Genomic DNA, 23,842 nt, shown 5'->3' with positions numbered 1-23,842 from the left:
AGCACACGGACCGAGCAAGGAGAACCATGCCAAAGATCATCGCCATTGTTTCCGGGGGAATGGACTCCGTGACCATGGCCCACCACCTGGCGCAGCAGGGGAACGAGGTGCACCTGCTGTCGGTCGACTACGGCCAGCGCCACCGCAAGGAACACACCTTCGCGGCGGCCGCGGCCGACCGGCTCGGCGCGGTGCACCAGGTCGCCGACCTGCGGGCGGTGGGCGCCATGTTCCGTGGCTCGTCCCTGACCGACCCCACGGTCGACGTCCCCGAACAGACCTGGAACGGCTACGGCGAGAGCCCGAACATCGTCCCGAACCGCAACGCCCTGCTGCTGGCCGTCGCCTTCGCGATCGCCGTCGTGGAGAAGGCCGAGGCGGTCGCGATCGGCTCCATCGCGGGCGATGTCGCCTCCGTACCCGACAGCACACCCGAGTTCCTGGAGTCCTTCATCGCGATGGAGCGGCTCGCGACCAAGGGGTACGCCCACCCCGACCTCGCCCTCCTGGCTCCCCTGTCGGGGATGGCGAAGAGCGGTGTGGTCCTGCTGGGCGAGAAGCTCGGAGTGCCGTGGACCAGCACATGGACCTGCTTCCGCGGCGAGGAGACCCACTGCGGACGCTGCGCGCCCTGCTGGGAGCGGCAGGAAGCCTTCCACGAAGCCGGGGTCGAGGACCCGACGGGCTATCAGACGACGACTCCTCAGGAGGACAGGTCATGACCCTGCGCATCACCAAGCAGTTCGCCTTCTCCGCGAGCCACCAGCTGGACGGGCTGCCCGACGGGCACCAGTGCGGGCGCATGCACGGCCACAACTACGTGGTGGAGGTGGAGCTGAGCGCCGAGCGCGACCGGCTCACCGCCCCCGGTTTCGTCCGCGACTACGGAGAGCTCTCGGGCATCAAGGGCTGGATCGACGAGTGGCTCGACCACCGGCACCTCAACGACGTGGTCAAGGAACAGAACCCGTCGGCCGAGAACCTCGCGGTGTGGATCTACGAGCAGTGGCACACGGTCTACCCCGAACTCACGGCCGTGCGCGTGTCCGAGACACCGAAGACCTGGGCCGAGTACCGGCCCTGACCAACCCCCTGCGACGTGGGAACACCGCGTCCCGAGATGGAAAAGAGGTGGTGCCCTGTGGAACCGGAACTCGTGGTCAATGAGATCTTCGGCCCCACCTAGCGGCCTTCCAGGGTGAAGGCAGATCGATCGGCCGCCGTTGCGCGTTCGTCCGGCTGGGCGGCTGCAACCTCTCCTGCCGCTGGTGCGACACCCCGTACACCTGGGACTGGGCCGGCGAGAGCGATACGGGGATCGCGTTCGACCCCAAGACCGAGCTGCGCCGCATGCCGGTCGGCGCGGTCGCCGCGGAACTGCTCGCCTTCGGCGTCGGCATGGTGGTGATCTCGGGCGGAGAGCCCCTGAACCAGCAGCAGCGGCTCGTCCCGCTGGTAGCCGAGCTCAACGGTCGCGGCGTCGAGATCGAGATCGAGACCAACGGCACCAGAGCGCCCGACGAGCGACTGATCGAGGCCGACGTCCGCTTCAACGTCTCCCCGAAGCTCTCGCACGCGGGAGACCCGGCCGGGCGCCGCATCGTGCCGAAGGCACTGCGCGCCATGGCCCGGCTCCCCTCCAGCACCTTCAAGTTCGTCTGCCGCGACACCGCCGACCTCGACGAGGTCGCCGCACTGGTGGAGGAACACGGCATCGAATCCGTCTGGATCATGCCGGAGGGACAGAGCACCGAAGAGATCGACAAGCACATGCAACAACTCGTATCCGAGGTCATCGACCGAGGTTGGAACATCACGACCAGGCTGCACACCCTGGTCTGGGGACACAAGAGGGGTGTCTGAGCGATGCTCAATACGGAGATCGACGTCCAGCTGCGGGACATCGTCGAGGGAACCGACGCGGATCCCCTGGAGGATCTGGCGCGCCGCCTGCTCGTGGAGATCGGGGAGGATGTGACCCGCGACGGGCTCAAGGACACCCCGGCGCGCTACGCCCGCTGGTGGCGGGAGTTCACCAACTACGACCCGGGCACGATCGAGACGCTCTTCGAGACGACGTCCGCGGGACAGCTGGTGCTGGTCTCGGGCATCGAGGTGTGGTCGCTGTGCGAACACCACCTCCTTCCCTTCAACTGTTCGCTGACCATCGCCTACCAGTCGGCGGAGCAGCTGCTCGGGCTGTCGAAGTTCGCCCGCATCGCCCACCGGCACGCCCACAAGCTGCAGGTCCAGGAGCGACTGGTGTCGGACATCGCGTCGGACATCATGCGGATCACCGGCGCGCAGGACGTCGCCGTCATCGGCCAGGGCGAGCACCTGTGCATGACGATGCGCGGGATCAGGACCAGTGCGCGGATGACGTCGACCTCGTTCCACGGGGCCTTCGCGAAGGAGAGCACCGCGCGGTCGGAGCTGTTCGCCCTCGTGCGGGGCGTCTGAGCCAGCGGCGGCCCGGTGCCGCGGAGTCCGGGCGGCGCGTTCCGCGAACCCATCACCCGACCAAGGAACACACCATGTCAGAGATCTTTCCTGTGCTCGACCTGCGGGACGCCGACCGCAGCGCGGAATCCCGCGCCGACTTCCTCGACACCCTGCGCACCGCCGTCCACGACATCGGCTTCTTCCAGCTCGTGGGTCACGGAGTCGAGGGCGGCGGGGAACTGCTCGCCCTCGCCCGCGAGTTCTTCGCCCTGCCCGAGCAGGAGCGGGCCGAGCTCAGCATCCTCAAATCCCCCTACTTCCGCGGCTATTCGGAGGTGGGCCGCGAGTACACGCAAGGCATGCCGGACCACCGCCGCCAGCTGGACGTCGGCCCGGAATACCCCGCCGCACGCCCCGGCCCGGACGAGCCCGACTACCGGTGGCTGGCCGGCCCCAACCAGTGGCCGTCCGCACTGCCGGACCTGCGCCCCGCCGTACTGGAGTGGATGAACCGGCTCACCGAGGTCTCGCACCGGCTGCTCCGCCTCATCCTGGAGGCGCTTGAGACCCCGGCCGACTTCCTGGACGAGGTGGTCGCACCGAGCCCCCACGTCCACTTCAAACTCCTCCACTACCCCGGCCCGGCGACCGCCGAGGGCACCGACGAGGGCCAGGGAGTGGGCGTCCACAAGGACTACGGCCTGCTCACCCTGCTGCTCCAGGACGACACCGGAGGCCTCCAGGTCGACGTGGGCGAAGGCCGGTTCGTGGACGTCCCCGTGGTGCCGGGCGCGTTCGTGGTGAACCTCGGTGAGCTCCTGGAGGTGGCGACCCGCGGATACCTCAGCGCCACCACCCACCGCGTGCGGCGGTCGGCCCCCGGTGTCGACCGCTACTCCGCGCCGTTCTTCTACAACCCCCGGCTGGAGGCGGCGATGCAGCCTCTGCCGAGTCCGTATGTGAACGCGGCCGACGGGGTGGCACACGACCCCGCCAACCCGCTCTTCGCCGGCTACGGCGAGAACGTCATGAAGGGGATGCTGCGGGCCTTCCCCGAGGTCATCGCGGCACACCACCCCGACCTGCTGACCCCGTCCGCATGACGCCCGCGGACCACCGCGAGCCGACTCCCCGAGGAGGGACACCGTTGAACGAGACCGAGCCCGCCGTTGTTCTGCTCGACCCGCTGAAGAACGGGGCGGGCTACAAGAAGGCCGCCCTGGACATGGGACTGGCCGTCGTCGCCGTCTACACCCTGGACCCCCAGGAGCTGAAGGCCCGCTGGCCGGACCACACGGACGGCGACGACGTCTCGCTGTACGCGCCCGACGCCGCCGGGGCGCTGGCCGCCCTCCGCGGCACCGGTTACGTGTTCCGGGCCGTCGTCCCCGCCTTCGAGTCCGCGGTGCACCTGGCCGATGCCATCGCGCACGAGCTCGGCCTGCCGGGCAACGAGGCCTCGCTCGCCTGGGCGCGGCGCAACAAGGCCGCGATGCGGGCCCACGCGGCCGAGGCCGGGGTCCGCATCCCGGCCTTCCGCCTGGTGCACGACTTCTCCCAGGTCCCGGCGGCGGCCGCGGAGGTCGGGTACCCGGCCATCGTCAAGCCGACCATGGACGCCGGCGCCAACGGCGTCACGCTGATCAGCGACGCCCGGGCGGCGGAGAACGTCACGATCGACGACGACAACGCCCTGTTCGGCTCGCCGAAGGAGTGGCTGGTCGAGCAGTACATCAGGGGCCGGGAGTTCGCGGTCAACTGCTTCAGCAGCGACGGCGACCACCGCGTCATCGACATGTGGGAGTACCGGCAGCCCGACTCCCGGGACTACGACTTCCCGCTCTGGGACAACGTGCAGGCCACCCCCGAGGACCCCGACTGGGAGCGGGTGGCGGAGCACGTCGCCCAGGTGCTCACCGCCTTCGGCGTGCGGCGCGGGCCCAGCCACACCGAGGTGAAGGTCGCCTCCGACGGCGTGTACCTGATCGAGGTGGGTGCCCGGCTCCCCGGCGGCCCCGCGACCGACCAGTGGGTGGAGTACACGGACATCCGCCCGTTCCACGACGCCCTGGAGTGCTACCTGGGACGGCGCCCGGAGATCATGGACAAGCCGCTGGGCAGCCGTGCGCTGTTCGGGGCGATCGCCATCCGCAACGACGACGCCCCCGGCACCCTGGTCGCGGTGCACGGGATCGACAAGGTGCGGGAGCACCCCGCGGTCGACAAGGTGCTCGTCTCCTACGAGCCGGGGGACCACGTCCCGGTCACCCACGAGACGAAGACCATCCCGGTCGGCGCCTGGGTCTCCGCCCCCGACCAGCAGGGCGTCGTACGCGCGCTCGCCGAGATCAGGGCGGCGGTCACGCTGGAGATCACACCGGACCCGCAGCACTGACCCGACCCTGCCCGCACCGTCACCCCGACCAGGAAGCGAGAGCATGTCTGCCGAGCCCGCTGTGGCAACCGACGCCGCGCCGAGCGGAATGTTCGCCCGCTACCGCGAACTGATCGCCGTGCCCGGCTTCTGGCGGATCGCGGCGGTCGGCATGGCGGCGAAGCTTCCGGCCAGCATGGTGCCGTTGAGCCTGCTATTCCTGATCGGCCATCATTTCTCGTACGGCACAGCGGGGTTGGCCCTGAGCGCCCTGGCAATCGGCGAGGGGGCCACCGCCCCCTTCCGTGGCCGGCTCGTCGACCGGTATTCCCCCCGCAAGGTGCTGCCGGGCTGCCTGGCCGGGTATCTGGCAGCCTTCGTCCTCCTCGTCGTGGAGGTGTCCGGCCGGGGGCCGGTCGTCGTGATCCTGGTGCTCGCGGCGGCGCTGGGGGCCTCGTCCCCTCCGGTCGGCATCATGATGCGCTCGGTGTGGTTCACCGCCGTCGACGCCCGGGCGCTGCCCACGGCGATGGCCCTGGACACCGCCATGACCAACATAGCCCTGATCACCGGCCCCGTACTCGCGAGCTGGCTCAGTGTGGCGGTCTGGCCCGCCGCGCCGTGCGTGGTCATCGCGGCGCTGACGACCGGCGCGGTGAGCCTGCTGATCGTCTTTCCCGTCGCACCGCGCACGGCCGTCTCCGGGCACTGGCTCGGGCCGCTGGCGTCGGCACCGCTGCGACGACTGCTGGCCGCGCACGGCCTGTTCGTCGTCGCGATCACGGGTGTGGACGTGGTGCTGCCGGTCTACGCGCAGGCCCAGCACGCCGCCGCGTACGCGGGTCTGTATCTGGGGGTCATGTCGGTGGGCAGCATCCTGGGCAGTCTCGCCCTGGGCGCGGCCCCCTCCCTGCTGCCGCGCGGGCCCAGGATCTCGGCGCTGCTGTGTGTGTTCGCGGCGGGGGTGGGCGTACTGGCCCTGGCCACCGGGTTCTCGCCGCTGGTGGTGCTCCTGCTCTGCCCGGTGGCGGGGGTGGTGGTCGGGTCCACCTTCGCCGCCCTCTACACGGTCGCGGGAGATCTCGCGCCCCGGGGGAGGGTCACCGAGACCATGGCCTGGCTGAGCAGCCTCAACCAGGCCGGCGGCGCGGTGGGCGCCGCGCTCTTCGCCCACCTCGCGGTCGCGAGGGGGAGCGGTACCGCGCTCGCGGTGGTGCCGGCGGTGGCCGTCCTGGCCGCGGTGACCGGGTGGAGCGCCCGGTCGCGGTGACTGTCGGTCGCGGTGGCCGCGCCCTTTATCCCATTCGGTCAACTTCAGCCAAGGAGAAGGATTCGCCATGGACGTTCTCACGATCGACGAGGTGCTGGGCCGATTCCTGGCCGAGAACTACACACCGGAGCGGGTCGAGCAACTCGCGGACCAGTTCCACCGCACAGGATTCGTGAAGTTCGACGAGCACATGCGACTCGTACCGGACGCACTGGTGACCGCGGTGCGCGTGGAGGCCGACCGGCTGCTGCAGGAGCACCGGGAACGCCGGGACCTGGTGCTCGGCACGACCGGGAGCACGCCGCGCAACCTGAGCGTGGTCAGGAGCGAGGAAGTGGGACGCAGCGAGCTCATCCGCGCCGTCGCCGGCTCCCGGGTCCTGCGTACGTTCCTGGAGGGCATCACCCGCGAGCCGATCATGACGGATGTGTCCGACGACGAACGGTATCTGATAACCCATCAGGAATTCGCGTCGGACACCCACGGGTGGCACTGGGACGACTACAGCTTCGCGCTGAACTGGGCCCTGCGCATGCCACCCGTCGCGTGCGGCGGCATGGTCCAGACGGTGCCGCACACACACTGGAACAAGAGCGACCCCCGCATCAACGAGACCCTGTGCGAGCGGCAGATCGACACCCACGGCCTGACCACGGGCGACCTCTATCTGCTGCGCAGCGACACCTCGATGCACCGGACGGTCCCGCTGACGGAGGACGGCGCCGTGCGCACCATGCTGGTGGTGACCTGGGCGGGCGAGCGCGACCTGGGCAAGGAACTGATCGGGGACGACCGCTGGTGGGACAACCCCGAGGTCGACGCGGCGCGGTCGCTGGACCGGGCCTGACCGCGGTGGTGCGCCGCCCGCGTCCGGGTCGATGAAGCCTGGGGGACAGGGTCAGTGCTGGGCTGAGTCCAGGACGGCCCCGAGCCAGTCCGGCTGTCCGATCGGAGCGCCGAGGCGTGCGGGCGGCAGCGCGAGAGTGTTGAGCAGGGCCGGCAGATGGGTGTGGACACCGGCGAGCGCGCGGGGACGGGCGCTGTGGACGAGTCGCCCCTCCTCGGGAGTCAGGTCGGCGTGCTCGAGGTGCCAGCCGAGATCCTCCTCGATGCTGTCCAGGCTCAGGAGGTGGTGCAGGGTGGCCAGGGCGGGCCGGTCCGGGGAGCCCGTCAGGGCGTCGGCCTGGCGTTGGAACCGTTCGAGAACCACCCGCTTGGTATGGGCGACGGCAAGGTCGACCAGGCCGGGGAGCAGGGGGTTCCACACGGCGAACTCGTCCGGCTCCTGATGGCGAAGGCCGCTGCCGGCGCCCGTGGCCTCGTCGAGCCGCCGTGCCAGATCCGTGTGGAGCCGGCTTTCGCGAAGGCGGGCGAGGCGGATGGCGGTGTGCGGGTCGGCCACGTCGAGGGGACCGGCCGGCAGCTCCGCTGTCGGCGGCGGGGGTTCGGCCAGCAGTGATTTGCCGGCGTCGAGATGGATCAGCAGGGTGTCGCCCGCGGCCGCGTGGAAGATCCGCGCGAGGTCCTCGTAGTCGGTGATGCGGTTCATCGACAACACGCCCTGCGCGCCGCAGCGTTGCCGGCACACGGCGGCGACCTGTTCCAGAGTGCGGGAGGTCCATGCCTTCGCCAGGGCGAGATCGCGGTGGGCCGCGCTCCAGGGTGCCCAGGTGGGCGGGGTGCCGCCGGCGGCCGGCGGCCTGCTGTGCACCCCTCGCACAAAGCGCTCGCGCTCCTCGTTGACCAGGAAGGTCGCGGCGTAGGCACGGGCGAGGGCGCTGTAGAGGTCCTCCTGCTGGGTGCGGTATTCCAGGACCGGCAGCCTGGGCGCGAGCCGTCCCATGGTGGTGCGCCCGCCGGAGTAGCGCAGTGCGATGGCGACGGCGGCCCGGGCGGCCGCGGCCTGGCCGGTGGCCGCGCCGACCGAGGCGTGGGCGGAGGCCAGCAGGGAGCGGACCAACCGGTGGCCGCTGCCGTCGAGAGGGTCCTCGAAGCGTCCGTCATCGGTGATGTCCGCACTGTCGCGCAGCCAGCCGTCGTACGGGACCGGGGTGCCGTCGAAGCTGATGACGGCGTAGTCGAGCGGGACGAGCGAAGTGGGCGGAAGCGGTGTGATGCGGACACCGGGAGCCGTGGTGGCGCCGTGCCGCAGGCGGACCGCGAACGGGAAGACGCCGTGCTCGCGGTCGTCGACGAGCAGTTTGGCGTAGACCACGGCGATCCTGGACCGCCCGGGCGAGCCGCCCGGCGCCATGAACTTGGCCGCCTCGGGGTCTGGGGTGTGGAGGGTGAAGGTACGGCCGGCGTGGTGGTAGCGGGCCTCGGTCGCCGGACCGAGGTGGCTGCTGCCGTTGCCGAGCTCGGTGATGAGGATGCCGCCGACGGCGTCCATGGCGTCGAGGTCCTCGACGAGGGGCGCGAGGCCCTCGCCGGGCCGTCCGAGCTCGGCCAGGGTGCAGGTGACGACGGAGAAGTGGACCAGCGCCGTGAGGAAGAGTCCGGGATCGACCGTCGCGGCCCATTCGAGAGCGGTGAGCAGCCGGGACCGGTCGCGGTGCAGCGCGAGGCTTCCGCCTGCGTCGAGCCCGAGCGCACGCAGCCTGCTGTACGTCTGCTCGTGCCGGGCCTCGGCCGGGCCGGTCAGGGGGCCGCGGTCGAAGCAGGGCAGGTCGAGCAGCCGGTCGAGACGGGTCAGATGACGCAGCCGGTCGCCGTGCAGCAGGTGCCGCATCGAGGCCGGTCCGGCCGGCTCCGGGGCGGGGTCCGTCACGGAGCGGCTTCCTGAGCCCCCGGGGAGACGAGAATCGGCGGCCCGGGCGGGACGGGATCGGCGGTCCCGGCCTCCTCGGCCGGGTGCGCCGAGCGCTCCAGGGTGCGCAGGGCCTGGGCGTGTTCGATCGCGAAGATGTGCGCGGGGTCGAAAGCGTGCAGGCGCACTCGGCAGCTGACGCAGACACGACCGCTCTGACGGATCGTCACCTCGGCTGCCAGCGGGACGCGATGGTCCTCCGGAGGTCCGGTGACCCGCAAGGTGCCGTCGAGTTCGGCGGGCAGCGGGAAGACGAACCTCTCGAAGTCCGTCTCCAGAGCGTGCATCACGGCATAGCGGTCACCATGGCCGACAGGGGGCGTGACGAGTTCCGCGACGGCCCAGGTGATGAGCTGTGTACATGCCTCGATCAGCAGCATGCCGGGGACGTGCTGCTGATCGGCGGTGTGGTCACGGATCATCTCGGTTTCGTTGGGAACGGTCAGGCGGGCGCCGAAACGGCCGTCGGCGGCCCGGGCGTCCCCGATGAGGACGTTGTCCTGGGCGTGTTTGAGCACGCGATGGCGCGGGACGGGTCTCGGGGGACGGTGGGTGTCCGCGGGACGGGCGTCGGCCTCGGCCAGGCTCTCGCACAGGTCGGCCCAGGTGTTCTCGTCGATGCCCAGGCCCGGCACCACGGTGGGCCGGGCGCCGGGCTCCGGAGTGTGCCGCGCGAGCCGGTCGCGCAGTTCCCGTGCGGTGACGACCTGGGGGTGGACGGCGGCGCGGGCGAAGGATTCCCCTACCACCCACAGGATCCGAGGTGTGGCCATGGTGTTCTCCTGAAGCAGGCGCGAGGCCCACGGCAGTGGCTCGCGTACGGAAAAGGGGAAGGCGAACGGTGGCCCTTGCGCGCCGAGCGCATCCGCACCGCCGGGGCGGGTCAGGGGCCGTACGCGGCCGCGAGGAGCGGGCTGCGTGCGGGCCGGGCGGTGCCGCTCCACGTCAGGACCGTGCTGCCCCAGGTGAGTCCGGCACCGAACCCGACCAGCAGCACCCGGTCACCCGCCTTGATCCGGCCCTCGGCCGCGGCGTGGGCGAGACCGAACGGCAGCGATCCCGCGCCGATGTTCCCGACCCGGTCCCCGATCACGACCAGTCGGTCGGGATCGATACCCAAGGACTCTCCCACGCCGCGCAGCAGGACCGGGTTCGGCTGGTGCATGACCACCACATCCACCTCTCCCAGCGCCAGGTCCGCCTGTTCGAGGGCGGTCACCACGGCCCTGGGAACGATGTCCACGATGAAGTCGCGGACGGCGCGCCCGTCCATGGCGATGTGGTGCCCCCCGTCGGCGAGCGTGGCGGCCGAGGCCGGCCGCCGGCTGCCGCCGGCCGGGATGAGGACGTCACCGGCCCGGCGGCCGTCGGAGCCGAGAGTGATGTCCCCGAACCCCTCGTCGGCGGATACGGGACCCATGACGGTGGCCGCCGCCCCATCGGCGAACAGCACGGCCGTGGGGCGGTCCGTGGCGTCGATGAACGGCGAGTAGACCTCGCAGCCCACGACCGCGGCGTACCGTGCGCCCGGGTCGCCCAGGAGCCAGTCGCGGGCGACGCGCGTGGCGAAGAGCCAGCCCGAGCAGGCCGCGGAGACGTCGAAGGCCACGGCGTTCCGCGCGCCCAGCGTCGCCTGCACCCGGCACGCCGTGGAGGGACCCAGTTCGTCGGGCGTGGAGGTGGCCAGGACCAGCAGGTCCAGCTGCTCGGCGACGATTCCGGCACAGTCGAGCGCCTCACGGACCGCTTCGGCGGCGAGGTCCGACGTCGCCTGGCCCGGCCCCGCGACGTGCCGCCGCCGCACGCCGGTACGTTCGGCAATCCACTCCGGGCTGATCCCGGTGCTCGCTCCCACCTCGGCGTTCGTGCGGACCGCCGGTGGAAGGAACGCGCCCGTCCCCAGAATTCCGATGCGGTGTTCCATGTCTGACTCCCCTTCGGCAGCCTGCCACGAAGAGTCGATCAGCAGCACGCCGTGCTCGCCACCCGGCTCCTGCCGGATGCGGCCATCCGGGGCGGGCACTCCTTCAGAGCTCTCGCGTTGCGAACGTGTGCGGCCGAACACAGCATGGCTAATTGTCGATAAAGAAACGTGCATGCTGAGAGGTCGATGTGAGCTCCGACGCCTCTGGCGATGTCCACCGCTCCGTCATCGTCAGCCTGATCGGCACCACATTGGTCTGGTACGACTTCTTCCTGTACGTCAGCGCCTCCGTGCTGGTCTTCAACCACCGGTTCTTCCCCTACCTGACGCCTTTCGCCGGCACGCTCATGTCCGTGGGGCTCTACGGGGTCGGCCTCGTGGCCCGTCCGGTCGGCGGTGTGCTCTGCGGCCACCTCGGCGACCGCCACGGCAGACGCCCGGCCCTGGTGGCCACCCTGGTGCTCACCGGCGCCTCCACCGGCCTGATCGGCGTACTGCCCACGTACGACCGGATCGGGCTCGCCGCCCCGCTGCTGCTGGTGGCGCTGCGGATGCTCCAGGGGCTCGGCCTCGGAGGCGCATGGGGAGCCGCGGCCGTCGTCTCCCTGGAATGCGTCCCACCGGAGCGCCGGGGGCGCATCTCCAGTTGGGCCCAGACCGGGGCACCGGCGGGGAATCTGCTGGCCTTCGGGATGATGACGGCCGTATCGGCGTCGATGACGTCCGAACAGTTCGTGACCTGGGGCTGGCGGCTGCCGTTCCTGTTCTCGGCGGTGCTGGTGGCGGTGGGGCTGTGGGCCCGCATGCGCATCGGGGAGACCCCCGTCTTCCGGGCGCTGTCCTCGGCCGGCGCCCGCCGCGAGCGGCCGGTCGTCGAGCTGGTGAAGGACCACCGGGGCAGGCTGCTGACCGCCGCGGCCGTGGCGGTGGGCGCGGACGTCGCGCTGTTCACATTCTCGTTCGGCTACGTCCTCACCTTCCTCAACGTCGCGGGAGTGCCCTTCACCGCCCTGTTGGCCCTCACGGTCCTCAGCCCACTGGCTCTGATCGCGCTGATCCCGCTCTTCGGCCTCCTGTCCGACCGCTGCGGCCGACGGCGCGTCTGCCTGGCCGGCACGGTGGCCACAGCGGTGTGGGCCGCCGGGTTCCTTCCCCTGGTCCGCGCCGCCTCGCTGCCGGTCCTGGTGGTCGCGTACCTGCTCGCGCTGGTGGCCTTCGCGGCGATGTACGCACCTCAGGCGGCCATCGTCGCCGGGCTCTTCCCGAGCCACCTGAGGCTCAGCGGCACCACGACCGGATACCAACTGGCCGGTCTCCTGGGAAGCACGCTCGCCGCCTTCCTGACCACCCGGGCAGCCGGCTGGTTCCACACCTCGGCCGCTGTCCCCGCCTATGCCCTCGCCGCGCTCCTGGTCAGCGGCGGGGCACTGCTGATCACCCGCCACGCCCCCGAAGGAGCAGACACATGAAACGTCCCTGGCGACTCCCGGTCGTCGTCGCGGCCGGCGCCCTCTTCACGGCACTCGCCCTCTACGACGTCTCGTCCGCGGGCGCACCCACGGTCATCACCTGCGACAACACCTGGACGATGAACTTCGCCCCGGCCCTGACCGTCACACCGCAGAACGGCGTGACGGCCAAGGTCGGCGACCCGACCGGCGCGCTGCGCAAGTGCACCGGTGATGCCGCCATGACCATGGGCGACTTCGTGGCCGAGGGCACCGGCAACAACGTGACCTGCACCGTCGGCAGCTACACGAACACACCCGGCGCGCCGCAGAGCGTCACCTGGAACGCCCAGGACAACCAGCCCACCAGCACCTACACCTGGAACATGAGCCCCATCGGAGACCTGCTCAGCGCCCAGAGCCCCCTCAACGGCGGGATCACCGAGGGCCGGTACAAGGGCGCCACCTGGACCATGGCCATCGACCCGATCCGATCCAAGATCAACCTCACCGACTGCAACAGCCCCACCGGACTGAAGTCCATCAGTGTCGCCGGCACCCTGGTCATCACTCCGGCCTCATGACGTCAGCCCTGCTGCTTCGGGTTGGTGAGGGTGTGGAGTGTGCCGGTGAGTCGGTCCTGATCCTGCTGGGCTCGGCCTCCCGGGACCCGGGCCGACGGCCGTGCTCCGGGACCCTGCTCCCGGCGGCTCTGCGCACGCAGGCAAGCCCACCATCTGGCTGACCTGTGCCGTCGGCCCGGGCTCGCGATCGTAAGCGTTTGTCCCCATTCGGCGATCTTTGTCCATCCTTCAGGTCTCTGTTTTGCGTGATCATGCTGCCGGTTCTGCCTTTCTCGGTGGAAATTCAGAGAGCAAGATTTCTGTCACGGGCCACTGCAAGTCGGCCGGACATCAAACGGGGGGACACGAACATGAAGAAGAAGACCGCATTCCGCAAAATTTTCGGCGCGCTTGCCGCGACGGTACTGGCGGTTCTCGCCGTTTCCGTGAGCAGCGGATCCCAGTCGCCGCAGGGAAAGGTTGACGCGGCAACCACCGCCCGCGTCCCCTCCGCACCCGGCGACTCGCAATGGGGATGATCGCATTCCGGTCGATCAATGCCCTATGAATTCCGTTCCAGCAACAGGAGACGCATGTCCGTGCTACCGCTTTCCCCCGCTCCGCTGTCCGTCTTCGGCGGGATGCGGTCGAAGCTGACCGAGCTCAAAGAGTCGGGGCTGTACCGGGAATTCACCCCGTGCTCGTACCTGGCCGAGGAGCCCGGGACGGCGCTTCACCAAGGGCGGCGCATCCAGGTGTGGTGCACCAACGACTACCTCGGGATGAGCCAGAACGCGCAGGTCATGGAGGCGCAGATCGCCTCCACGCTGCGGCACGGCACGGGTAACGGAGGGTCCCGCAACATCGCGGGCACCAGCGAGGCGCACGTGGCGCTGGAGGCCCGGTTGGCCGCCTGGCACCGCAAGTCCCGTGCCTTGGTCTTCACCAGTGGATATGTCGCCAACTTCGAGACGCTGACCACGCTGCTCCAGGCCGTTCCCGACATGGTGGTCTTCTCCGACGCGCTCAACCACCGTTCGCTGATCGAGGGCATCCGGGCGACCAAAAACCGGAAGCATATATTCCCGCACAGCGATGTGGCAGCGCTGGAGGAATTGCTGTCCCAGTACGAGACCGAGCGGCCCAAGCTCATTGTCTTCGAGTCCGTCTACTCGATGGACGGAGACATAGCGCCGATCGGCGCGATCTGCGACCTGGCGGACCGGTACAACGCCATGACGTACCTGGACGAGACGCACGCGATCGGGGTGAACGGACCCACCGGCGCGGGAATATGCGAGCAGCTCGGCGAAGAGCGGCCAACCTTTGTGCAAGGTGTCTTCGGAAAAGCGGTGGGTACGACCGGCGGATACGTCGCGGGCCCCGACGAAGCCCTCGACTACGTGCGCTCGCACGCCCCCGGGTTCATCTTCACGACGACGATCCCGCGGTCGAGCCTGGACGCCACCCGGCGAAGCCTCGACATCGTCCAGAGCGGGGCGGGCGGCGAGCTCCGCCGGAAGCTGCGGGAGAACGCGCTGCGCATGCGCGCGGCCCTGCGCACCGCCGGCATCGACTTCATCGACGCCGAGAGTCACCTCGTCCCCGTGCTGGTGCCCGGAGGCGAGCGGGTCAAGCGCGTCTCGCGGCGCCTGCTCGACGAGTTCGACATCTACGTACAGCCCGTCAACTACCCGTCCGTGGCCAAGGGCGGCGAGCGGTTCCGCGTGACTGTCGCGCCGTTCCGCACCCAGGAGCAGATCGACGCTTTCGTCCGCGCCCTGCGTGCGTGCCTCGACAACGCCTGAACCCATCACTTCAAGGAGACAGTTTCGTGCAGATCAAGGACATCACTCCGTTCATCGGCGCCGAGATGACCGGGGTCGACTACGAGGACCTCCAGCGCCCCGAGGTCTTCCGGCAACTGGCCGAGCTGGTGCACCGGCGCGAGCTGGCCGTGGTCCGGGGCCTGGACATCACCCCGAAACAGCAGATCGAACTGGCCTCCCGGCTCGGCAGACCCGTGCCCTTCCTGATGGCGAAGTACCGCCACCCCGAGCACGAGGAGATCATGATCTCCTCCAACGCCATGAAGGCGAACCGCCCGGTCGGAGTCGCCCGCGTCGGCAACTTCTGGCACCAGGACTCCTCGTACATGAAGGACCCGGCACCGTACACGATGCTGCACGGGGTCGATGTGCCGAGCACCAGCGGCCACACCCTCTACGCCAGCGCCCTCGACGTGTACGACCGGCTGCCGCAGGAGTGGAAGGAAAAAATCGCCGGCCGGACGGCCCTGCACACCGTCAGCAAGCGCCAGCGCATCTCGCCCGAGCACGTCGGCCTGTCCATCGCCGAACTCAAGGCCCTGGTCGAGCTCGAGTACCCGATGACCGAGCACCCGCTGGTGCGGCAGGACCCGACCAGCGGCCGACCTTATCTCTACGGTGCACCGGAGTACATGGACTCGGTGGTGGGCTTCGACGCCAACGAGAACGCCGAGTTCTTCGCGCTGATCGACCGCCTGATCCAGGACCCGGACCGCGTCTACACCCACCGCTGGACGACCGACGACCTGGTGGTGTGGAAGACCGCCACGACCTACCACGCCGCGACGGCGATCGAGCCGGGCGCCACGCGGACCGTGCACCGGGTGAGCATCGAAGAGGACGGCCAGTGGCCGGCATAGTCGACTTCGACATCAGCTACCCCTCCGCGACGGCCGACATCCGGGCCATGCACAGGGCCTCGGGTGTGGCCGTCGCGGAACTGGCCAGAATCACGCACTGCGAGAGCTTTCCGGTGCTGGCCGAGGGGGAGCAGGCCTGGGAGCTGGCGCTCGGCGCGGCCCGGTCGGTCCTTGGCAGGACGGGCGTGGAGACCTCCCGCATCCGGCAGGTCGTCTACGCCGGCTCCGGCGAATGGGACCGCCCCTTCTGGTCCCCCGCCGCGAAGGTGGCGGACGGACTCGGCATCTCAGGGGCCCACTGCTTCGAGGTGACGAACTTCTGCAACGCCGGCATGACCGCCCTCCGGCTGCTGTCCGCGGCCGGAGCGCTGGAGGACGACGCGTACGCACTGGTTCTCGTCGGGGACCGGCTGAGCCGGATGGTGGACTACGGTGACCCGGATTCCAAGGCCCTGTTCAACTTCGGCGATGCTGCTGCGGCGGTACTGCTGGCAGGCGGTGACGGCCGCTTCCGGATCCTCCGCTCGGCCATGCGCACCGACGGCGGCTGGTCCGACTACTACGCGGGCGAGCGGACGGACGGGCGGGTCCTCATCCGGCGCGCGGCACACCGCAAGGGCCTCGCGGACGCCTACGTACGTCACTTCACCTCGCTGGTCGACGAGACGCTGGAGGCCCTGGGCCGCGAGCGCCACGAGATCGACCACTTCCTGATCAACCACGGCGACCGGGACATGCACCACCGGCTGCTCGACACGCTGGGCATCCCCGTCGAACGCAGCGTCTTCAACTACGACCGGCTGGCCCACATGGGCGGTGCGGACACCCTCATCGCACTCGGTGACCTGGAACGCGCCGACCGGCTGCGCCGCGGTGACCTGATCATGCTCGCCACCAGCGCCATGGGCTTCAGCTGGGGCATCACGACCTTGGAGTACCTCGGATGAAGATCCTCGTCATTCACCAGGTGCCGTACCGGAAGATCGCCTACGACCGGGGCATCGACCACGAGCGGCACCAGGTGACGTACATCGGCCACCCGCACCGGATGGCCGACCTCCCTCCCGGCCTGCGGTGCGAGCGGATCGTCCTCGACGCCGAAGAGGACCTGGTCGCCGGCGTCCGCGCCCGCACATCGCCGGACGACGGCTACGAGAAGGTGCTCGCACTCTCCGAGTTCGGGATCGTGGAGGCCTGCCACGTGCGCCGCCACCTCGGCATCGACGGCCCCGGGCTCGCTCAGGTCGAGCGGGTACGGGACAAGGTGCGGATGAAGGAGGCCCTGAGCGGATCCGGGCTGCGCCACCCGAGGTTCGTCCCCGAGCCGGTGGCGGGCCGGCCGCTCCCGTGGCAGGGCCGCACGGTCCTCAAACCGCGCCAGGGCGCGTCCAGCGAGGACGTCACCATCCACGAGACGGCCGACGACGCGCTGACCGCCTACCACAACCTCGCGGACGCCTCGGACTACCAACTGGAAGAACACATCGACGGCGACATCCTGCACGCCGACGGGCTCGTCGCAGCCGGACGGATCGTCGATCTCGCGGTCAGCCGGTACGTCAACAAGCCGGTCGAGTACGCGAACGGGCTCCCGCTCGGGTCACACCAGGAGCCCGTCACCCCGGCCCAACAAACCCTCGCCGAGCGGGTGGTGGAGGTGCTCGGCATCACCGAGGGCAGCATCCACCTGGAGTTCTTCGAGACAGCCGAGGGCGAGCTCGTCTTCCTGGAGGTGGCCAACCGGGTTGGCGGCGCGGGCGTCGTCCCGATGCACGAGCAGCACACCGGGGTGCACCTGCCCTCGCACGAGATCGCCGTCCGCCTGGGCCTGGAACGCCCCCCGGTACAGCCGCCCAGCGGGCGCTACCACGGCTGGCTCGCCTTTCCCGGCCACCACCTGTCGCCCGGCGGCGTGCGGCGGACCGACCTGCCCGCATGGGTGGGCACGCACCCCTGCGTCGACCGCCTCCACGTCCTCGCACCGGACCAGGAGACACCCCGGCACATCACCTACCAGGAATGGGAGGTGCCGGTCTTCGTCGAGGCATCCCACACCGACGCGAAGGCGCTGCGCCACTTCCTGGAGACCTGCGCCCGGGCGGTGTCCGTGACGACACAGCGCGCGGCCGGCACGGACGCCGAGGAGGCGGCGTGAGCGGCGGGATCCGTACGGCCCGGGCCATCCAGCAGACACGGCGCCCCCAGGGCATGCCGGTGCCCCGGGACTTCGCCGAGGTCGAGCTGACCCTGCCGCCGCTGGAGGCGGGCGACGCACTGGTCGAGAACCTGTGGCTGTCGGTCGACCCCTACATGCGCGAGTGCATGGACACCGAGTGGGAGCTGAACACCCCGCTCGAGGGGCGCTCCATCGGCCGCGTCATCGACTCCCGCAGCGCCGAACTGCCGGTCGGCACCCTGGTGTTCCACCGGGACGGCTGGCGCACGCACACCGTCCTGACCGCCGCCGACGCCAGGGTGCTGCCGCGGTACGAGGGCATCGCGACCGAGTCGTTCCTCGGCCTGCTCGGCGGTACGGGCCTGACGGCGTACGTCGCCCTGACCCGCGTCGCCCGGCTGCGCGAGGGCGAGACGGTCTTCATCTCCGCGGCCGCCGGGGGAGTGGGCACGGCCGCCGGACAACTGGCCCGGCTGCTGGGGGCCGGACGCGTCATCGGCAGCACCGGATCACCGGAGAAAGCCCGGCGGCTCACGGAAGAGCTCGGCTTCGACACCGCCTTCGACTACCACGCGGACCCCTCCATCGGCGCCCGGCTCGCGGCTGCCGCACCGGACGGCATCGACGTCTGTCTGGACAACGTCGGCGGCGCGCACCTGGAGGCGGCGATCGGCGCGATGCGCGAGTTCGGGCGCATCGCCTGGTGCGGCGCGATCGCCCAGTACAACACGGGCTCCGCACCCGCGGCGCCGGGCAACCTGTTCGACCTGGTGGAGAAGAGCGTCCGCCTGGAAGGCTTCCTCGTCGCCAACCACCGCGACGCCCAGGAGGAGTGGGAGGCCTTCGCCGTACCGCACCTGCGCGCCGGACGGATCACCGACCGGCTCAGTGTGTCCGAAGGCTTCGAGCGGACCGTCGACGCGTTCCTGGGGATGCTGCGCGGCGAGAACACGGGGAAGTCGGTCGTGCGGCTGAGCCCGGCCGACCGGGGGGACGCCGCCGAGGAAGCAGGAGAAGCGCCATGCCGCCCATGCACGCAGGACTCCACATCAGCTGCGTCGGACTCGGTGCCTCCCGCCGTGTCTGCGCCATCTGGCGGGTGAGCGGACCCGTCGACCCGCAGCGGCCGTGCGAGTTCCCCGGCGCTCTGCTCCTGCCCCGCCGGGGAGCGGAGCAGGACTGGGCGGTGGAAATGGCACTGGCCGCACTGGACGAGCACGCCATCGGTGAACGACCCGCCTGCACGGACCTCATCACCACCGCCGACGGCATCCGGATCGCCTCACAGCGCCCCGGGCTCTGCAGCCCCGAGCTGCAGGAGTTGTCCCGTACCGCACTCGGCGCGAGCCACGGGGACTGGGACCGGCTGTTCCGCGAGGACCCGGCCGCCTTCCGGGCCGCGGCCGCCGACGGGTACGTGCTGCACAAGCAGGCCGCGGTGCTGGCCACCCGGGGCCCCGACGGCCGGCTCCGCCGCTCGCAAGTGGTGCACGCACGGCAGGAGAAGGTCCTGCGCGACTACACGGCAGGCCTCCTGCGCACAGCGGCACTCGCCACGAAGCCCGAGACCGAAAAACCCTCGCCCCATACACCTTAGGAGACCCCGATGCGCTTCCCTGCGGAGCTGCAAGAGCTTCAGCCGCAGCCCGGACCGAGTCCGTGGGACGCGCGCTTTTCCGACAGCGCACGGTGCATGGTGCCCTCCGAGGTCCGCTCCCTGTTCAGCGCCGCCGCCAGCCCCGGAATCGTGTCACTGGCCGGCGGCATGCCGGACGTCGGCGCCCTCCCGATGGACACGATGGCCTCGATCCTGGCCGACGTGGTGCGCGAGAACGGAACGACAGCCCTCCAGTACGGAACGGCACAGGGCGACCCCGGACTGCGGCGACGGATCTGCGAGGTCATGGCACTCGAGGGCATCACCGCCCGGCCGGACGACGTCATGGTCACCGTGGGCTCCCAGCAGGCGCTGGACCTCGTGGCGCGCGTCCTCCTCGATCCGGGGGACACCGTGGTCGCCGAAGGCCCGACCTACGTCACCGCACTCGGCACCTTCGCCGCGGCCCGCGCCAGAGTCGTCCAGATCGGCATGGACCGGGCCGGGACCGTCCCGGAAGAACTGGCCGCGGAATTCGCCCGGCTGGCGGCGGAGGGCCGCCCGGCGAAGCTCTTCTACACCGTCCCCACCTTCCAGAACCCGACGGGCATCCGGCTCGCGGCGGGCCGGCGGCAGCAGATCCTCGACGTCTGCCGGGCGGCCGATGTGCTCGTCGTGGAGGACAACCCCTACGGCCTGCTCCACTACGACGGGACACCCTCCCGCGCCCTGTGCGCCGACGCCCCCGACCGGGTCGTGTACCTGGGCTCCTTCTCCAAGACGCTCGCCCCCGGACTCCGGGTCGGCTGGGTCCACGCGCCCACCGAGCTGACCCGGAAGCTGGTGCTCGCCGCCGAATCCGCCATGCTCTCCCACTCCGCCCTCACCCAGCTGACGGTGGACCGCTATCTGCGCACGGAGCCGTGGCAGGAGCGACTCGGCACGTTCCGCACACGCTACCGGGACCGGCGCGACGCCATGCTGCGCGCGCTGACCGCGTACATGCCCGCGGGAACCTCGTGGACCATCCCCGACGGCGGCTTCTTCATCTGGGTGACGCTCCCGGACGGCACCGACTCACGGGAACTGCTGCCCCGGGCCCTGGCCGCCGGGGTCGCCTTCGTGCCCGGCACCGCCTTCCACGCGGACGGCCGGGGCGCCCGCCATGCCCGGCTCTCCTTCTCCTACCCCTCGCCGGCCGATGTCGACGAGGGAATACGCCGCCTGGCCTCCGTACTCGGAGAACAGCCGTGAACCGAGCAGCGAAGAGCGCCGAAGCGCACCCGGCCGAACCACATCGCACCGAACCGACAGCGGAGGACACGCTGATGAGGACCTACCCCACCGACCTGCTGCTGGCGGTCGAGCACGTCGAGCACTCCCTGAGGAACGGTGAACTCGCCCCGCTGCGCGACGCGCTGACGCGGGAAGGAGTGACGGAGCCCCTGCGACGCTTCGACAGCGAGCAGCTCTTCGAGGGCCTGGACCGCCTCCTGGGCGGCGTCAGCCAGTACCCGTGGCAGCCCCTGACCGACACCGACGACGTTCTGGAGACACGGCCGGTGGGCGCCGTCCTCCTCGACGACGAGCACGCCGAGGCGACCCTGCGCGGACTGCTGCTCGCCTGGGCCCTGGGCAACCCCGTGACCGTACGCTCGACCCGGCCGCAGCTGTGGACCGCGGTCATGGAAGCGCTGCGCGACGCCGCAGTCCCGCTTCCGGACGGCCACGTCGTCGCACCCGGGACCGATGTGACCGGCGTACGGGTGGACGTCCCCGAGCTGCCCGCCGACGCGGCGGTGGCACTGGACTGCCAGGCGCCCTGGGTCCACCGGCTGCTGGACCGCCGTCATCTGCCGGGCAGGTCGCTCGCCCGCGTACGCAGCGACGACACCCTGGAGCGGGACAGCCGGCTGACCGCCAGGCTCCGCTATCTCGTCGCCCGCGCCCGGCGCGCGCCCTACTACGCGGACCTCCCCCGGGTCACGGAGGCGGCCGGCCTCACCGGCCTGCCCATCCTGGAGAAGCCGGCGCTGGAAGCGAACTCACTGCCGGCCAGCCGCAACCTGTGCAGCGGCGCCGCACCCAGCGGCGAGGTCCTGCGCTCCGGCGCGACCAGCGGCGATCCACGCTACATCGTCTACTCGCGCACCGACTGGGAGAACATGGTCCGCGAGGCCGTGCCCATGCTGTACGCCCTCGGCGTCGCCCCGGGTGACCGCATCGTCAACACGCTGTTCGGCGGCGGCATGTACGGCGGTCTGACGACGACCTTCAGCGAGTTCTCCCGGATGCCCGTGGAGTGCTACTCGACCGGCCAGTTCGTGACCGTCGACGACCTGCTGATGCTCACGAAGAGCTTCCGCGCCAATGTGATCCTCGGCATGCCCGCCCTGATCCTGCCGCTGCTGCGCGACGCCAAGAAGCGCTTCCCCGAACTGCGCATCGAGAAAATCCTCTACGGCGGCACCCCCATGACGGAGAACGACAAGCAGTGGCTGCGGGACGAACTGGGAGCGCGGGTGGTCTCCAGCGTCCTCGCCGCCAACGACGGCGCCCAGCTCGGCTACCAGTGCCACGCCCTCGGCGGCACTCTGCACCACGTCAACGACGACTACACCCTCATCGAAGTGGTGGACGAGAACGGCACCCCGGTCCCCGAGGGCACCACCGGCGAGCTGCTCATCACCAGCATGCAGAAGTTCGAGGGCGCACTGATCCGCTACCGCATCGGCGACATGGGCCGGATCTTCGAGCACACCTGCCCGTGCGGGCTGTCCGGCAGGGTGCTGGAGTACCTGGGGCGCTCCGACGGACTGATCCGCTTCAAGGGCGAGACGGTCCTCTACGGAGACGTCTTCGACGTCCTCACCGACTTCCGGGTCTCCCAGCTCCAGATCGAGGTCTTCACCGAGGGCAGCAAGGAGATCCTGGTCATCCGCACGGAGGCGCCCACCCCGCCGGACCCCGGCCGCGTGCGTGAGCTGCTGGTCTCGAAGTTCGACGTCCTGGGCGACTACCAGGACTTCGACTCCGCACTCGACGTGTTCGAGCTCAGGGTCGAGTCCTTCGCGGAGGGCGAGCTGCCCCGCAACCAGGTCAGCGGCAAGGTCAAGACGGTCATCGACCGCCGGCTGGAGGTGTCGGCGTGAAGCTCCGCGGTGACCGCGTCGCACGCACCATGCTGGGTGCCATCGCCGTCTCCAGCGTCGGCGTCGGCATCCACACCCTGGCGATGGGGCAGCTGCTGTACAGCCGGACGGGTTCCCCCGCGGCCTTCGCCCTCGTCCTCACCCTGCAGGGAATCGCCGCCTTCTGCGTACTGCCGGTGTGCGGTCCGCTGGTGGACGCCCTCAACTCCAAGTGGGTGTACGCGCTGTGCGGCCTGGGGCGGGCCGTCACCGTCCTGGGGATCGTCGCGATCGCGGCCACGCCCGGCCGGGGCGCCGTGCCCGCCATCATGGCGGCGGCCGTACTGCTGGCCGTCTTCGACAACGCCGAGAGATCGGCCCTGTTCAAGCTGACCGCCCATCACGTGAACGAGGCGCACATCGCCCGGTTCAACAGCATGATCGGCGTCGCGTTCCAGGCCGGGGCACTCAGCGGAATGGCCCTGCTCGGCCTGATCCTGACGTGGGGCAGCCCCGGGCAGGCACTGCTGGTCGATGTCGCGATGTCGCTGTGCTGCGCCCTCGTGGTGAGCCGGATGCGGCTCACCACCGCCGAGAACAACCCGGCCTTCTCCGCCCGCATGGTGTGCACGGCGGTCGCGGCGACGGTCGGCGAGTGGCGGCGCATGCTGGCCCGGTACAGGGACGACAAGGTGGTCTTCGTCATGATCGCCCTGTGCGCCGGGGACTTCGTCTTCGCCAATGGGCTCAGCACCCTGGTCGTCCCGCTGGCCGGAGTGTCCGCGGGCGGTCAGGGCTGGTACATCGCCGCCCTGGAAGCCACCTTCGCCATCGGCATGATCAGCGCGTCCTTCTTCACCGGCCGGCTGGTCTCCCAGCGCCTGCTGCCCCTGTGGCTGCTCTGCCAGGCCGCCGGCGCCGGACTCCTGGCACTGGGCACGTCGAGTCCGGTGCACTTCGTCGCCTTCTTCCTCTCGGGCTTCGCCAACCTCAACAGCCTCACCTGGCTGTTGACGTCGCTCCAACAGCGCGCCGACGAAGGCGACAAGGGCAAGATGGCCTCGCTGCGGCTGCTCGCCATCGGCCTGGGCACGGCCGTGCTGCTGCCGGTGGTGGGACGCTCCGCCGAAGTCTCGCTGGATATCGGATTCGGCAGCCTCGCGATCGCCATGGCGACGTTCGCGCTGATCGGCACATGGGTGGCGCGGACCTATGCGCTCCGGTCCACCGGGGCGGCGGCCGGGGCCGGGACGACCGAGGACGAGGTCCGGTCGGCCGTACCGGCCGGGTCCGGCTGACCTTCCCCGGCCGTGACGCTGATCACCTCCGCCGTCCATGGTCTGCGACAGGGAATTCGTGGACCATGAGCACCGACAGGGGGGTAAAGGGTGAACGATGTGCAGAAAGCCTGATACAGGG

At 70.4% G+C, this 23,842-nt stretch carries 23 protein-coding genes; 20 read left to right on the top strand and 3 right to left on the bottom strand.

Annotated features, from left to right (window positions below):
• Window positions 1-26 precede the first annotated feature (26 nt).
• The 8 genes from ABD269_RS33865 to ABD269_RS33830 all read left to right on the top strand — a co-directional run bounded on the left by ABD269_RS33865 (window position 27) and on the right by ABD269_RS33830 (window position 6,933).
• Window positions 27-722, top strand: coding sequence for a 7-cyano-7-deazaguanine synthase (locus ABD269_RS33865; RefSeq protein ID WP_344124276.1), 696 nt, complete (start codon window positions 27-29; stop codon window positions 720-722).
• The gene (locus tag ABD269_RS33860; protein ID WP_344124274.1) at window positions 719-1,084 is read left to right on the top strand and encodes a 6-pyruvoyl trahydropterin synthase family protein; all 366 of its coding nucleotides are present in this window, start codon (window positions 719-721) and stop codon (window positions 1,082-1,084) included. Before ABD269_RS33865 ends, ABD269_RS33860 begins: the two co-directional genes overlap by 4 nt.
• 128 nt (window positions 1,085-1,212) lie before the next feature.
• A complete protein-coding gene (locus tag ABD269_RS33855; protein ID WP_344124445.1) occupies window positions 1,213-1,863 on the top strand; it encodes a 7-carboxy-7-deazaguanine synthase QueE in 651 nt (216 codons plus the stop codon).
• A 3-nt stretch (window positions 1,864-1,866) separates the two neighbouring features.
• Entirely contained in the window at window positions 1,867-2,460 is a 594-nt protein-coding gene (gene folE, locus ABD269_RS33850) for a GTP cyclohydrolase I (protein ID WP_344124272.1), read from the top strand.
• Window positions 2,461-2,534: 74 nt separating this feature from the next.
• Window positions 2,535-3,545 carry an isopenicillin N synthase family dioxygenase gene (locus ABD269_RS33845; protein WP_344124270.1) on the top strand — a complete coding sequence of 337 codons (1,011 nt, stop codon included), beginning with the start codon at window positions 2,535-2,537 and terminating at the stop codon, window positions 3,543-3,545.
• Between the two features lie 44 nt (window positions 3,546-3,589).
• Window positions 3,590-4,837 carry an ATP-grasp domain-containing protein gene (locus ABD269_RS33840; protein ID WP_344124268.1) on the top strand — a complete coding sequence of 416 codons (1,248 nt, stop codon included), beginning with the start codon at window positions 3,590-3,592 and terminating at the stop codon, window positions 4,835-4,837.
• A gap of 43 nt (window positions 4,838-4,880) precedes the next feature.
• Window positions 4,881-6,086 carry an MFS transporter gene (locus tag ABD269_RS33835; RefSeq protein ID WP_344124266.1) on the top strand — a complete coding sequence of 402 codons (1,206 nt, stop codon included), beginning with the start codon at window positions 4,881-4,883 and terminating at the stop codon, window positions 6,084-6,086.
• A gap of 67 nt (window positions 6,087-6,153) precedes the next feature.
• Complete coding sequence (locus ABD269_RS33830) at window positions 6,154-6,933, top strand: HalD/BesD family halogenase (RefSeq protein ID WP_344124264.1); 780 nt, start codon at window positions 6,154-6,156, stop codon at window positions 6,931-6,933.
• A 51-nt stretch (window positions 6,934-6,984) separates the two neighbouring features.
• On the opposite strand, the gene ABD269_RS33825 is transcribed toward ABD269_RS33830, so the two are convergent.
• The 3 genes from ABD269_RS33825 to ABD269_RS33815 form a co-directional block, all read right to left on the bottom strand.
• Window positions 6,985-8,856, bottom strand: coding sequence for an acyl-CoA dehydrogenase family protein (locus tag ABD269_RS33825; protein ID WP_344124262.1), 1,872 nt, complete (start codon window positions 8,854-8,856; stop codon window positions 6,985-6,987).
• On the bottom strand, window positions 8,853-9,668 hold the full coding sequence (locus tag ABD269_RS33820; protein WP_344124260.1) for an AfsA-related hotdog domain-containing protein: 816 nt from the start codon (window positions 9,666-9,668) through the stop codon (window positions 8,853-8,855). The genes ABD269_RS33825 and ABD269_RS33820 overlap by 4 nt, the downstream gene beginning before the upstream one ends.
• 110 nt (window positions 9,669-9,778) lie before the next feature.
• The gene (locus tag ABD269_RS33815; RefSeq protein ID WP_344124258.1) at window positions 9,779-10,819 is read right to left on the bottom strand and encodes a 3-oxoacyl-ACP synthase III family protein; all 1,041 of its coding nucleotides are present in this window, start codon (window positions 10,817-10,819) and stop codon (window positions 9,779-9,781) included.
• 188 nt (window positions 10,820-11,007) lie between these two features.
• Here ABD269_RS33815 and ABD269_RS33810 point away from each other — a divergent pair, with 188 nt between their 5' ends.
• The 12 genes from ABD269_RS33810 (at window position 11,008) to ABD269_RS33755 (ending at window position 23,721) form a co-directional block, all read left to right on the top strand.
• Window positions 11,008-12,288, top strand: a complete 1,281-nt coding sequence (locus ABD269_RS33810; protein ID WP_344124256.1) for an MFS transporter — start codon at window positions 11,008-11,010, stop codon at window positions 12,286-12,288.
• Complete coding sequence (locus ABD269_RS33805; protein ID WP_344124254.1) at window positions 12,285-12,851, top strand: hypothetical protein; 567 nt, start codon at window positions 12,285-12,287, stop codon at window positions 12,849-12,851. Before ABD269_RS33810 ends, ABD269_RS33805 begins: the two co-directional genes overlap by 4 nt.
• Window positions 12,852-13,201: 350 nt before the next feature.
• Window positions 13,202-13,369 (top strand): hypothetical protein, encoded by a 168-nt coding sequence (locus ABD269_RS33800; RefSeq protein ID WP_344124252.1) that lies wholly within the window; start codon window positions 13,202-13,204, stop codon window positions 13,367-13,369.
• A 54-nt stretch (window positions 13,370-13,423) separates the two neighbouring features.
• Window positions 13,424-14,638 carry a 5-aminolevulinate synthase gene (hemA, locus tag ABD269_RS33795; RefSeq protein ID WP_344124250.1) on the top strand — a complete coding sequence of 405 codons (1,215 nt, stop codon included), beginning with the start codon at window positions 13,424-13,426 and terminating at the stop codon, window positions 14,636-14,638.
• A 26-nt stretch (window positions 14,639-14,664) separates the two neighbouring features.
• Window positions 14,665-15,519: a TauD/TfdA dioxygenase family protein gene (locus tag ABD269_RS33790; RefSeq protein ID WP_344124248.1), complete on the top strand. Its 855-nt coding sequence runs from the start codon at window positions 14,665-14,667 to the stop codon at window positions 15,517-15,519.
• Complete coding sequence (locus ABD269_RS33785; protein WP_344124246.1) at window positions 15,507-16,466, top strand: 3-oxoacyl-ACP synthase III family protein; 960 nt, start codon at window positions 15,507-15,509, stop codon at window positions 16,464-16,466. The genes ABD269_RS33790 and ABD269_RS33785 overlap by 13 nt, the downstream gene beginning before the upstream one ends.
• Window positions 16,463-17,674, top strand: a complete 1,212-nt coding sequence (locus tag ABD269_RS33780) for an ATP-grasp domain-containing protein (protein WP_344124244.1) — start codon at window positions 16,463-16,465, stop codon at window positions 17,672-17,674. Before ABD269_RS33785 ends, ABD269_RS33780 begins: the two co-directional genes overlap by 4 nt.
• Window positions 17,671-18,798 carry a zinc-binding dehydrogenase gene (locus ABD269_RS33775; protein WP_344124242.1) on the top strand — a complete coding sequence of 376 codons (1,128 nt, stop codon included), beginning with the start codon at window positions 17,671-17,673 and terminating at the stop codon, window positions 18,796-18,798. The genes ABD269_RS33780 and ABD269_RS33775 overlap by 4 nt, the downstream gene beginning before the upstream one ends.
• Complete coding sequence (locus ABD269_RS33770) at window positions 18,795-19,292, top strand: hypothetical protein (protein ID WP_344124240.1); 498 nt, start codon at window positions 18,795-18,797, stop codon at window positions 19,290-19,292. Before ABD269_RS33775 ends, ABD269_RS33770 begins: the two co-directional genes overlap by 4 nt.
• Before the next feature lie 96 nt (window positions 19,293-19,388).
• On the top strand, window positions 19,389-20,546 hold the full coding sequence (locus tag ABD269_RS33765) for an aminotransferase-like domain-containing protein (RefSeq protein ID WP_344124238.1): 1,158 nt from the start codon (window positions 19,389-19,391) through the stop codon (window positions 20,544-20,546).
• A gap of 74 nt (window positions 20,547-20,620) precedes the next feature.
• Window positions 20,621-22,444 carry a phenylacetate--CoA ligase family protein gene (locus tag ABD269_RS33760; RefSeq protein WP_344124236.1) on the top strand — a complete coding sequence of 608 codons (1,824 nt, stop codon included), beginning with the start codon at window positions 20,621-20,623 and terminating at the stop codon, window positions 22,442-22,444.
• Window positions 22,441-23,721, top strand: coding sequence for an MFS transporter (locus ABD269_RS33755; protein WP_344124234.1), 1,281 nt, complete (start codon window positions 22,441-22,443; stop codon window positions 23,719-23,721). The genes ABD269_RS33760 and ABD269_RS33755 overlap by 4 nt, the downstream gene beginning before the upstream one ends.
• Window positions 23,722-23,842 lie beyond the last annotated feature (121 nt).

The organism is Streptomyces blastmyceticus (assembly GCF_039521185.1).
GTDB lineage: Bacteria > Actinomycetota > Actinomycetes > Streptomycetales > Streptomycetaceae > Streptomyces > Streptomyces blastmyceticus.
The sequence above is the reverse complement of the archived record's forward strand: the minus strand, read 5'-3'. Positions and strand labels throughout refer to the sequence as shown.